The organism is Prevotella aurantiaca, assembly GCF_015262605.1.
Taxonomy (GTDB): domain Bacteria; phylum Bacteroidota; class Bacteroidia; order Bacteroidales; family Bacteroidaceae; genus Prevotella; species Prevotella aurantiaca.
Genome location: NZ_JABZSJ010000020.1, coordinates 25,190 through 37,608 on the forward strand (window position 1 = coordinate 25,190; position 12,419 = coordinate 37,608).

A 12,419-nucleotide genomic window follows, 5' to 3' on the forward strand; every position below is an offset into this window, starting at 1 on the left:
CATGACGATAAAATTTCTCCTACGAAAAGAGTTCACACAAATACTGCGAAACTCGTTTCTTCCAAGGCTTATTATGATGTTTCCCATTTCTACTATGTGCATCATGCCATGGGTAATGAACATGGAAATAAAGCATATTGTGGTAGATGTTGTGGATAACGACCGCTCCATACAGTCGCAACAGCTGGTGAACGAGATAGCAGCCAAAACCTATTTCGTCCTTCATGGGCAGCAACCCACTTATGCAGCTGCGCTCAATAATATAGAAAAGTCGGACGTTGATGTGGTTGTTGTAATACCACAACACTATAGTCGCGACATCGTTATGGGACGAAAGCCACAGGTACTCGTGGCTGCCAATGCCGTAAATGGTACAAAAGGCTCGATAGGCTCGGTCTATTTATCTCAGATTGTTACTGCCAATGCGTTGCCCACAGCAGCATCTATCAAGTCGAAAGTTTCAACATTATACCTCTATAATAATCATCTTGACTACAAGTTATTTATGATTCCCGCACTCTTAACCATCGTAATGATGCTTATGACAGGCTATTTGCCAACGCTAAACATCGTGGGCGAAAAGGAAACAGGCACGATAGAGCAGATAAACGTAACGCCAGTGAGTAAGTGGACCTTCATTCTTAGTAAGCTGATTCCTTACTGGCTCATTGCAATCTTCATTGTTTCGGTTTGTCTTTTGCTCGCTTGGGCAGTTTACGGCATTACTCCTGCGGGGAACATTGCCCTTATTTATCTGCTCTCCATGCTGTTAGCACTCTTCTTTTCAGCCTTCGGACTGATAGTATCGAACTATTCAGACACCATGCAACAAGCCATTTTCTTAATGTGGTTCTTCATGATGATACTCCTTTTGCTATCTGGTTTGTTCACGCCAACACGCTCAATGCCGCACTTCGCTTACCTTTCCACCTACATAAACCCTGTAAGCTACTTTATAGAAGCCATGCGCACGGTGTTCATTCGAGGCGGAAACTTTAGCAGCATTGCCCATCAAGTATTTGCTTTATCGGCTATCGGACTCATTATGGGTGGCTGGGCAGTAATCAGTTATAAGAAGAATAATTAAGCACTATGCAGGCTGTGGTTATATAAAATGTGGCGTGAAGCCTGCTGGTAGTAGCACTTTTTGTACGCAATTAGCGTGTTGGCAGTGTGTTAGCAGCAAGTTTGCTGTTTGTAGTTGAGGCTTTCTCTCCGCATGTTCATGGTGAGGCTACAACGTTGGTTGATACTTCTTTTCATGTCGATATTACCTCTTAACGAAGCAAAAGAATTGTAAAGAAATTACAGAAGCGTTTATTCTTTGTAATAAGCTTATTACCAATGCGTTACAAAATAGGCTCTTTTGCGTTGTAAAAGCGCCTGTTTTGCACGGCAAAAGCGCCTATATTGCAACGCAAAACAGCCGCTTTTGTAATGCCAAACAATTCCTTTCGCTTTTCGCATGTGTTTTCTTTACAAAATAAAGGTGGTTAATATGGCTTATTATAGAACTATTATTCTCTTCATGAATACCAAGAAAAGTTGAGAAAAACTACATTATTTTAGAAATAAATAGTAACTTTGCGAATATAAATTAACTTCAATATTTAGGATAAAGAATATGCGTAACATTTTATCGGTACTATTATTGTTTTTCTGCCTGACCACAAATGCACAGCAAAAGCATTGGGTTGGAACGTGGGCAAGTGCTCCACAAACCGTAGATAAGTCGTTTATGCCTTATAATAACAAAATGGATAATCGCTCGGTAAGGCAGGTTGTGAAAGTAAGTATAGGCGGAGAAGTACTCCGACTCAGGCTCAGCAACGAGTTCTCTACAGAACCTGTAACAATAGAAAGCGTCTATATTGCAAAAGCTGGAGAAGGTCCTGATATACAAAAATCGTCGGTTCGATATCTGAAATTTGCCAATAAGGAAGGCGTAACAATACCTGCTGGCAAAGCAGTATTCTCTGATGAGGCGCTATTCGAACTACAACCATTGGAACGTATAGCCATTACGATTAACTATTTGAAGGCTCCAAAGGTTCCAACAGTGCACATGGGATCGCGCACAACCTCTTATGTTTATAAAGGAAAATCGAATACTAACACCAACTTTCAGCATGTTTTTCACGAAGATCATTGGTTTAATATCTCGGCAATCGATGTGCTTGACAGTAAAGCATCGAGTATAGCAATCTTAGGGAATAGCATTACTGATGGCAAAGGAAGTACTAACGATGCGCAAAACCGGTGGCCCGACTTCTTCTCAGCAGCCTTACACGTAGCTGAAAGCGAAAAGACAGGAGTGTTAAACCTTGGTATTGGCGACAATAGAGTGATGTCTGTTGGTCTGGGAGAGCCGGGAAAAGAACGCTTCGATAGGGATATTTTGGAACAACGAGGACTACGTGCCGTTATAATATTCGAAGCAATTAACGATATTGGTACGTCGAAGAACCCTGAAGAAACAGCCCGTCAGCTGATAGCAGCTTATCAAGAAATGATTAAAAAAGCCCATTTAAAAGGATTAAAGGTTTACATGGGAACGATAACACCATTTGAAGGATGTAAGGGTTATTATACCGAAGCACGCAACCAAGCACGCAAAGTGGTGAATAAATGGATAAGAACAACCCACGATATAGATGGATATATCGATTTTGATGCCCTGATGCGCAATCCTGAATCGCCTGAACAGTTGCGCAAAGAATGGCAGAGTGGCGACTGGTTGCACCCTAACCCTGATGGATATAAGGCGATGGGAGAATATGCTGCAAAGGTTATCATGGCTTTAGAACACGAAGCTGCCAGCAAAACAAATAGATAAATAGATGATATTTGTTGCGTTCGTCGAAGCTGAATAAACCATAAAAGGAGTGGAATTATTTCCGCTCCTTATCTTTATATAACTGATTTCTTAACATCATAAGTGCTATATAACACGCCTCTACGCTTTTAAATAGTTCGTAAAAACACTTTTTAAGCTATACATTCCTGCGGAAGTCGTCTATTCAGAGTATTCCTAACGTGTCTTTAACGAATTTTTATATACCCTTTAAAAAGTAATGAAAAAAATATATTATCTTTGCAAACGACTTTGCATTGACTGCAAATGAACCGTAAACAATACGAGTAAACAATATTATATATATAATAAATGAAAAAGTTTAGATTGGTGGACAACACACTGGGGTGGCTCGCTTTCTTGATAGCTGCCTTTGTTTATTGTTCCACAATAGAGCCAACGGCAAGCTTCTGGGACTGTCCCGAATTTATTACAACAGGCTATAAACTCGAAGTAGGGCACCCTCCTGGGGCACCATTCTTTGCACTTACGGCCAATCTTTTCTCACAATTTGCAAGTGATACAACCCAAGTGGCACGCATGGTAAACATGATGAGCGCGCTATTATCGGCAACTTGTATCATGTTTTTGTTCTGGACAATCTCCCATCTCGCCCGTAAACTTATCGTAAAGGACGGAGAAGACATCTCAATGGGTAAGATGATAGCCATTGAAGGAGCGGCTATGGTGGGCGCATTGATATACACTTTCAGCGACACATTCTGGTTCTCGGCTGTCGAAGGTGAGGTTTATGCCTACTCATCGGCTTTCACCGCTGTGGTGTTCTGGCTGATTTTGAAGTGGGAAGACAATGCCGATAAACCGCATGCAGACCGCTGGCTGGTGCTAATTGCCTACATGACAGGTCTTTCTATCGGCGTTCACTTGCTGAACTTGCTATGTATTCCTGCCATCGTTTTGGTTTATTACTACAAGCGCGTGCCCGATGCTAACCTCAAAGGCTCGCTCATTGCACTCGCTGTATCTATCGTTTTGGTGGCTGCTGTGCTCTATGGCGTCGTGCCAGGCATTATCACTGTGGGTGGATTCTTCGAACTTTTGTTCACCAATACATTCGGAATGCCTTTCAACACAGGTACCATTCTCTACATCTTACTACTCATCGGCAGCTTCGTTTGGGCAATTGCCGAAACATATAAAGATAGCAACAACCGCCGTCAGAATATTGCTTTCATTACTGCCTTCGGTCTTATCGGTATTCCGTTTGTAGGCTATGGCTGGTCAGCATTTATCGTTGGAGTTATTATTCTTACGGTTGTTTACTTTATTCTGAACTATAAACGTGGTAAAGAACTGCTTATTTCGGCACGCTTAAAGAACACGGCGTTGCTCTGTATGCTGATGATGATCATTGGATATGCATCGTATGCTGAAATCGTTATACGCTCAACGGCGAACCCTCCAATGGATCAGAACTCGCCAGAGGATATCTTTACGCTCGGCAACTACCTTGCACGCGACCAGTATGGCGACTCTCCGCTGCTCTACGGACAGGCATATACCAGTGAACCATCGGTTGCTGCAGACGGTAGACACTATGAGTTCAAACAGGGTAAACCTATCTATGAACGTAAAGAAAAGGCTTCGCCAAACGAACCAGATGCTTACTTCCTCGTAAGAAACAAGTCGTCAATGGTGTACGAACAGAATATGGTGTTCCCTCGTATGTGGGATAATGCACACGCACAAGACTACGAACAGATTATGGGAGGCATTGAAGGACACGACGTTAACGGCGTTAAGATGCCTACACAGCTCGAAAATATACGCTTCTTCCTATCTTATCAGTGCAACTTTATGTACTGGAGATACTTCATGTGGAACTTTGCTGGACGACAAAACGACTTGCAAGGCTATGGAGAACCTGAACATGGAAACTGGATTACAGGTATTTCCTTCATCGATAATATGCTTTATGGTGACCAAAACTTGCTACCTGATGAGCTGAAAGCAAATAAAGGACATAACGTTTTCTATTGTTTGCCACTCATACTCGGTCTGTTAGGCTTGTTCTGGCAGGCATGGAGAGGACGCAGAGGTATACAACAATTCTGGGTAGTGTTCTTCCTTTTCTTCATGACAGGACTTGCAATCGTGGTTTATTTGAACCAAACACCAGGCCAACCGCGTGAGCGTGACTATGCGTATGCAGGCTCGTTCTACGCTTATGCAATATGGTGTGGACTCGGAGTGCTTGCCATTTATGACTGGTTGAAGAAGCTAAAGCTGTCTGGAACAACGGCTGCTGCTATCGCATCGGTGGCTTCTATCATCGTACCAATACAGATGGCGTCGCAGACTTGGGACGATCATGACCGCTCAGGACGCTACACTTGCCGTGACTTTGGGCAGAATTACCTGAACTCTATGCAGGAAAAGGGCAACCCAATCGTGTTCACTAACGGTGATAACGATACCTTCCCATTGTGGTATAACCAAGATGTTGAAGGCGTACGTACCGATACTCGTGTCTGCAACCTATCTTATTTGCAAACCGATTGGTACATCGACCAGATGCGCAGACCTGCCTACACATCGCCAAGTGTACCAATCAAGTGGAACCGACTCGACTATATAAGCGGTACAAACGAGTACATTCCTGTGCAGCCAGAGCTGAAACAACAGGTGTTAGACCTATACAAGGAGAACCCTGCACAGGCACGACAACAGTTCGGTGCCGACCCATTCGAACTGAAGAATGTGCTGAAATACTGGGTACGTTCGCGCGACCCGCAGTTCCACTGCATACCTACCGACACGTTGTATATGACCATTGACAAGGCAGCAGTGCGCCGAAGTGGTATGATGATGCCTACTGATAGCATTCCAGACCGCATGGCTATCTCGCTCGTAGGTAAGGAAGGACTGATGAAGAACGACATTATGATGCTCGAAATGATTGCCAATTGCAACTGGACACGTCCGCTTTATGTGGCTATTACCGTAGGTAGCGACAACTTTATGAACCTTGGCGACAACTTCATACAGGAAGGATTGCTGAACCGTATCACGCCGTTCTATACCAAAAAAGGCGGTAGCTTCGACACAGAGAAGACATATAACCTCGTAATGAATAAGTTCCGATGGGGCGGAGTAGCCACAAAGGGAGTCTATCTTGACGAGACTGTGATGCGAATGTGCTATACTCACCGTCGCGAAATGGCACAGTTGGCAATGAATTTGATATTGGAAGGCAAGCGCGATAAGGCTTTGAAGGTTCTCCAAAAGGCTGAAAAGGAATTGCCAACCTATAACTTACCACTCTCATTCTCTTATATTAAAGGTGGTCCGATCATCGCTGATGCTTACGCAATGTTAGGCAATAAGGCTAAATCGGAGGCGATGTACAACGAGATGTGGAAGACTTCTGTACAGTACGTAAACTACTATTTGAGTCTTCCTGAACGTTTATTCAGCATGAATACAAGCTCTTGCGCTATGCATTTGCAGATACTTTATCAGTACGTTCAAGCCAATGAGAAGAACAATCCTAAGTGGGCGAACTCGCATAACGAAGAGCTTATGAGCTTGTTCAAGGCTTACGAAGCAAGAGGTGGAAAGGTATAATAAAGCTGTTTTTACAGATATTACAAGCTAAAAAGACGACGTTATGTGTGTAGGAACGTGATAGTTTCACGTTCCTCATGCTAAACTCGTAATGCAAGTGGTTGGCTTTTATCGTGTTATCGACACCGATTTTACATGCTTAATTGCTTGTGTTCTGTTGTTTTTACAACAGAAATAAAGAACAGGGAAGCGACTGTTACCCCATAAAACTCAATAAATTGTAGACCCGAACCCGTAGTTTGAGAAGGGCAAAGGCAAAGTTTGGCTTATGTTCATAGAACAACCCGCACGATGGTTGCGATGGCTTTACCCCCACGCATTGTGGCGAATGTCTCCCGAAGACCACTCCGTCTACCTGACATTCGATGATGGTCCCATACCCGAAGCTACGCCTTTTATTCTTGATACACTGGATAAATACGGTGCCAAAGCTACCTTTTTCATGGTTGGCGACAACGTTAGGAAGTATCCAGAGCTATACAAAGAGGTGGTGCAGCGAGGCCATTTGGTGGGCAATCACACCTATCATCACCTCGGTTCGTTCAAGCATTTCACCCTAACTTATGCGGTTGATGTAACTGAAGCAAACGCTCTTATCAAGTCAAAGTTCTTCCGTCCGCCGCACGGGTGGCTCCGTCACAGTGTTTATTGGTGGGTTAAAAAACATTATCGTGTTGTTATGTGGGACCTTGTAACCCGCGATTACTCGAAGTGGCTTACTGGAAAAGACGTGCTGAACAACGTTAAGAAGTACGCACGCAATGGTTCTATCATTACGTTTCACGATTCATTAAAGAGTATCGATAAGCTTCACTACGCTCTGCCGCGTGCTTTAGAGTGGCTGAAAAATGAAGGATATGAGTTTAAAATATTCAAGGAAGGAGATTAAAGTCGAGGCAGAACGTCTCGGCTTTTTTGCTTGTGGCATTGTTCCCGCTACGCCTGTAGACGACGAAACAGCCGCTGCCGTGCGCCATTGGATAAGCAAAGGCAGTCAGGCTACCATGGATTACATGGCGAACTACACCGAAAAGCGACTCAATCCCGACCTTCTTGTACCCGGAACAAAGTCTATTGTTTCGCTTGCCATGAATTATGCGCCTGCTCAAACCATGCCCGAAACCGAATATCAGTTGGCTGCTTACGCCTACGGACAAGATTATCACGATGTTATGAAAGCCAAGTTGCGCCAGCTTGCAGCCTTTATAAGCACACGTTTTGAGGGAGAAGGCACACACGAACAGGCTGAAAACAACCACGGAAGACCAACAAACAACCATGAAAAGCAGACGATAACCACCGAAAATTGCGACAACGATACTGCAAAACCTACAGGTGAAATCCGTGTTTTCGTTGATACGGCCCCCGTTCTTGAGCGTTATTGGGCGCAAAAGGCAGGCTTAGGGTGGATAGGAAAGAACCATCAGCTCATCATTCCTCGTGCTGGCTCAATGTTTTTCCTTGGCGAAATCTTCCTTCCATACGAGTTCGACAGCTACGATAGTCCTATGCCGAGCCGTTGTGGTAACTGCCGTCGCTGCATAGAAGCGTGTCCTACCTGTGCCATTACCGATGAATGGGACTTCGATAGCGAGCGTTGTTTGTCGTATCAGCTTATCGAAAACCGTGGCGAACTATCCGAAGAAGCCAAGCAAAGTATGGGTTCCACCATCTATGGCTGCGACCGTTGCCAAACAGCATGCCCTTGGAACAAGTTTGCAACTCCCAATACTACTCCCGAATTTCAACCCAAATCCGAGCTACTTGCTATGACAAAGGACGATTGGCACAACCTTACCATCGAACAATATCGCGCCCTTTTCAAAGGATCAGCCGTAAAACGTGTTAAGTTCGATGGTCTTAAACGCAACATATCTGCGAAAGAGTAGGGGACAACCCTACTTATTTCTTTTGCTCTTCGTAGTTTCAGAAGAAGTATAAACAATAGTTCTTTTTATGTCATGATGGGCTTTATAAAACGCAGAACGATAGGTTCTGTTAGAGAACGCCCGTATCGTTCTTCATCATTGAAAGTCTTTTCTCCGTCCATTATCATGGTTCTCAGCTCGATAACTACCCACTCTTCTCTATATGCGAAACATTTTAGTCTTTCATTTGCTATCCTCTCTAAAACTTTCAAAACCTCCATAAATATCCAATCCACCCACTTCCTTTTGTCAAAATAATTTCAAGTAAAAAGTAATTGTGTCTGTATTGCACGCCAAAAGCGGCTGTTTTACCGAGCAAAACAGCCGCTTTTGGCGTGCAATATAGGCACTTTTGCAATGCAAAACAACCCTATTTGTAATCCGTTGATAATTAGAAACTTATGTCGTATTGTGTGTTTCGTCTCCTCATGTATATTTCTTTACAAAATAAACCCCATGCTTGCGACGTCAATCATTGGTCAGATTAGTATCGAATCAATGATCTCTCGTCCTGCCTAACAGCCAAATAGCCCCATTGATAGGGTCGCCAAGCTTTGGCTTTTTATCGAAAAATAAAGTCCTGGCAAATAGCGGAACAACAACAGCATTCATAGCATCGTTAGGGTCTTGCCACAGTGTTATGAGTATATTATAAAGCGATCTGCCTGCAACTTGTACTATATCAACGTCTCCCGTAACGGTAGATATGAACTCACCGTCCTCTGGTGCCTCCTTATCGTACTGTACAAACATAATAGTTTTACTCATATCGATTTCCGATGGTATGTCTTTTATATCAACATTTGTAAGTTTTGACATTTCCTCTCTTACTGCACGCTCAACCTTAATAAAGTTAATCTCCAATTCTTTAACGTCTGCTTCGTAAGCGTAAGCAGCGATAAGAAACTCTCTTTTATCCCCAATCTTAATCTCATCTTTATGTTCAAAGTAGTTCGTATCGAAGAATGAGATTGTAAGAGCGCCGTTTTTAAGCTCTCCAGTAATAACTGCCTCGAAGCCACTTTCATATTCTTGAATGTTTGTAATGGTTATTTCGAGTCTCGCTCCACCCAGAGCACTGGGCTGAAAAGAATGAATTAAATTAGACCCGTCTACCTCTTTGCAAGTCAATTGTAAAGCAATGTATGGTTCAGGAGAGTAGTAAGCCGATATATTACAGACTTTCCCATCAACCTGTACGTTATCTTTTACAGCAAAAAGCCTCCCAGTTTGCATCACACGCGGTATTAGTTGATTCATAATTTTCTTCTTATCTTCACCATGAAAGATACAATTTAAACGTTCAGCATAGTTTGGTCTTCCTTCTAATTGGTTTATTCTCTTTTTTTCGTACATATTAAAAAAGTTTACAATGTTATGTTTATTTGTAACAAACAATGGTCGTAAAACAGGTCTTTGGTACACACAAAGATATATAAAAATATGCTTATAACCAATAATTTGTGTAAAAATAAAGATGTATAACCCTCCTCATTGTGCGGTGATTCTCCAATTTTATGTGTATAAATTCTTTATTTTTGTATGCGTGGATTAGTCCTTTTATTTCCTATTTTTTGTTTTAATTTACCATCATATTTATCCTATTATACCCTAATACGTTTCGTTTTATATATTAAATACTACGAAAACGTTTAGATATTTACTATTATTTACAACCATATCTATTTGTTTAAAGCGTTGAAAACGAGTGATATAAGATTTTCTACAGCCTTTGATTAGTTTAGATTTATGTTTGCAATGCATTGCAACACCAATATTATTGTTTACCTTTGTATCAGATTTAACAAAAAGGCTGCCGGGAGGCAATGAAAGAAATAGCGTTTAATAAGGTGAATAAGATGTTTCAGGAAGCATATATTGAGACCTTGCAGATAGACTGCAAGTGATGTAAACTCTCAATCAAACGTAACTAAACGTAAGGTGTACCAAAGGATAAACTCCTTTTATGGTACACTTTTTTTTATGTCGTTATTTGCGGTTTTCAATCTTTATGTCTATTTTTGCAGACCCAACCACGTTTAATAAGTGATGAAAACGCATAACCAACAAAAAACAAAAACCACAGTGCGGAGTTTGTGTTTGCTATTTCTTTTGGCAGTATTGCACTGCTCTACAGGAATGGCAGCTAATGAATACGAAGCTTTGGACCACTTAATAGAACAGCGATCAGCAATAACTTACAAGAAGTTATTGCGGATTGACGATATTCGTCAGCGCCTTTTTACCCCCCATCTTACCGACCATCAGCGTTACGAAATATGTATGGGACTATACAAAGAGTACGAAGCCTTTCGCTTTGACTCGGCTTTAGTCTATGCAGACCGTACCGTTATGTATGCTCAACGTTTGAAGGATACAAAGCTGTTTGCCGAAGCTCAGCTTAAGAAAGTGCATGTATACACGTTAGCAGCTCTCTTTGAGACGTCGCAACAAATACTGAATAGCATTGACATATCGACTCTTGACGACCATCTTAGACTTGCGTTTTACGATGAATGGTACCTACTAATGTCTTTAATGTCAGAGTATACTTACGGCACACAACTACATGCTACCTATGCTGCACAAGCTAAAAAGTATCGCGAACTCATCTTGAAAAGCCCAGAAAAAGATACTTATGCCTACATGAGAGCAGAGGTTGCGCAACTTAGCGAGCAGGGAAATAAAAAGAAAGCTATCGCTATGTTAGAAGCTTATCTGAAGCGTTGGAGAAAGCAAGACCATGAGTATGCCATGGTGTGTTACGACCTTTCGCAACTTTATGATAAGGTTGGTAATACTAAAAAAGAGAATTTTTACCTTATAGAAAGTGCGATGGGCGACCTTCGTTCGTCGGCAAAAGAGAACAATTCCTTACGACTTTTGTCAGTAATATTGTTTGAACAAGGCGACATTGAGCGTGCTTACGATTACCTGAACATATCTATTGAGGACGCAAATTTCTATGGAACACGTTTGCGTAACATACAAAATTCGCACATTTTACCCCGCATTTTCTCGGCTTATATGGTGCAACAGCATAGCCAACGTACCCTTATGAAGTGGCTTTTGATAGCTGTTAGCGTTGTAGCATTAGCTCTTGTGGTTGCAATCTTCCTTATTTTGCGTTATCTTAAGCGCTATAGGAAGATGAACAATCAGGTGTTTGTGATGAACGAACAACTGAACACTGCTGTAGAAGACCTTAGTAGCGTGAATGAACAAATATCAGAAACAAATAGAATAAAAGAGGAATACATCGCTCGTTTCCTTGAATTATGTTCTAATATAATCGACCAAGCAGACTCAGAACGCAAGACTTGCAACCGTTTGGCACGCGAAAAGCGCATGGAAGAGCTTTATGCGGAGTTGAAAAACACCGAATTTATCCAAGAAGCAACCAAAGAATACTACATCAATTTCGATACAGCTTTCTTGAACATCTACCCAAATTTTGTTACAGAAGTAAACCTTTTGTTGCGCAACGATTGCCAGATTGAGCCGAAAGGAGATGAACGTTTGACCACCGAACTGCGTATTTTGGCACTTATTCGCTTAGGAATTACCGACAATGCACGTATTTCTTCTATCCTGCGAGCCAGTCTAACAACTGTTTATACCTATCGTTCGAAGTTGAAAGCACGTGCTTTCGACCACAACGGATTCGAGAATGCAGTTAAGCAAATAGGGTAGTTCTTTTTGCTTTAGGATAGGGGTAACCATGTGGTAGCTGTTATTTTTAGAGACTTTATAGCGGTTCTGTAAAAACAAGAAATACGAAGTGATTTTGTAAAGAAAACACAAGTAAAAAACAAGCATATCGGTTTGGCATTGTAAAAGTGCCTGTTTTGCATCGCAAAACAGGCACTTTTGCTGTGCAATATAGGCGCTTTTGCATTGTCAAACAATGGGTATTGTAAAGCGTTGATAACTAAAATGTTATGCAAGATACCCTTTGACGAAAAATATTTACATTAGAAATGTGTTTTTAAAGGGGCTATATGACAAAAATGTGCTTAAAATCCTTGTAACTACCTAATAATCATTAT

8 protein-coding genes are annotated in these 12,419 nt (G+C 41.8%); 6 read left to right on the plus strand and 2 right to left on the minus strand.

Annotation, left to right across the window (positions count from 1 at the left end; all coding sequences use genetic code 11):
* Window position 1 precedes the first annotated feature (1 nt).
* The 5 genes from HXN26_RS05155 (at window position 2) to queG (ending at window position 8,331) form a co-directional block, all read left to right on the plus strand.
* Window positions 2–1,087: an ABC transporter permease gene (locus HXN26_RS05155; RefSeq protein ID WP_273159294.1), complete on the plus strand. Its 1,086-nt coding sequence runs from the start codon at window positions 2–4 to the stop codon at window positions 1,085–1,087.
* A 537-nt stretch (window positions 1,088–1,624) separates the two neighbouring features.
* A complete protein-coding gene (locus tag HXN26_RS05160; RefSeq protein WP_273159296.1) occupies window positions 1,625–2,836 on the plus strand; it encodes an SGNH/GDSL hydrolase family protein in 1,212 nt (403 codons plus the stop codon).
* Window positions 2,837–3,166: 330 nt separating this feature from the next.
* Window positions 3,167–6,442, plus strand: coding sequence for a glycosyltransferase family 117 protein (locus tag HXN26_RS05165; RefSeq protein WP_273159298.1), 3,276 nt, complete (start codon window positions 3,167–3,169; stop codon window positions 6,440–6,442).
* A gap of 268 nt (window positions 6,443–6,710) precedes the next feature.
* The gene (locus HXN26_RS05170; RefSeq protein WP_273159300.1) at window positions 6,711–7,331 is read left to right on the plus strand and encodes a polysaccharide deacetylase family protein; all 621 of its coding nucleotides are present in this window, start codon (window positions 6,711–6,713) and stop codon (window positions 7,329–7,331) included.
* The gene (queG, locus tag HXN26_RS05175) at window positions 7,300–8,331 is read left to right on the plus strand and encodes a tRNA epoxyqueuosine(34) reductase QueG (protein WP_273159302.1); all 1,032 of its coding nucleotides are present in this window, start codon (window positions 7,300–7,302) and stop codon (window positions 8,329–8,331) included. Before HXN26_RS05170 ends, queG begins: the two co-directional genes overlap by 32 nt.
* A 65-nt stretch (window positions 8,332–8,396) precedes the next feature.
* Here the strand turns inward: queG and HXN26_RS05180 are convergent, their stop codons facing one another.
* Both HXN26_RS05180 and HXN26_RS05185 read right to left on the minus strand, forming a co-directional pair.
* Window positions 8,397–8,606, minus strand: coding sequence for a hypothetical protein (locus HXN26_RS05180; protein ID WP_273159304.1), 210 nt, complete (start codon window positions 8,604–8,606; stop codon window positions 8,397–8,399).
* Window positions 8,607–8,865: 259 nt separating this feature from the next.
* Complete coding sequence (locus HXN26_RS05185; protein WP_273159306.1) at window positions 8,866–9,726, minus strand: hypothetical protein; 861 nt, start codon at window positions 9,724–9,726, stop codon at window positions 8,866–8,868.
* 783 nt (window positions 9,727–10,509) lie between these two features.
* On the opposite strand from HXN26_RS05185, the gene HXN26_RS05190 reads away from it, so the two are divergent.
* Window positions 10,510–12,063, plus strand: a complete 1,554-nt coding sequence (locus tag HXN26_RS05190) for a DUF6377 domain-containing protein (RefSeq protein WP_273159308.1) — start codon at window positions 10,510–10,512, stop codon at window positions 12,061–12,063.
* The last annotated feature ends 356 nt before the right edge of the window (window positions 12,064–12,419 follow it).

Excerpts from the sequence above, each read along its gene's own strand:
- HXN26_RS05155 (WP_273159294.1), top strand. The coding sequence starts at position 2 with ATGACGATAAAATTTCTCCTACGAAAAGAGTTCACACAAATACTGCGA.
- HXN26_RS05160 (WP_273159296.1), top strand. The coding sequence starts at position 1,625 with ATGCGTAACATTTTATCGGTACTATTATTGTTTTTCTGCCTGACCACA.
- HXN26_RS05165 (WP_273159298.1), top strand. The coding sequence starts at position 3,167 with ATGAAAAAGTTTAGATTGGTGGACAACACACTGGGGTGGCTCGCTTTC.
- HXN26_RS05170 (WP_273159300.1), top strand. The coding sequence starts at position 6,711 with ATGTTCATAGAACAACCCGCACGATGGTTGCGATGGCTTTACCCCCAC.
- queG (WP_273159302.1), top strand. The coding sequence starts at position 7,300 with ATGAGTTTAAAATATTCAAGGAAGGAGATTAAAGTCGAGGCAGAACGT.
- HXN26_RS05185 (WP_273159306.1), bottom strand. The coding sequence starts at position 9,726 with ATGTACGAAAAAAAGAGAATAAACCAATTAGAAGGAAGACCAAACTAT.
- HXN26_RS05190 (WP_273159308.1), top strand. The coding sequence starts at position 10,510 with ATGGCAGCTAATGAATACGAAGCTTTGGACCACTTAATAGAACAGCGA.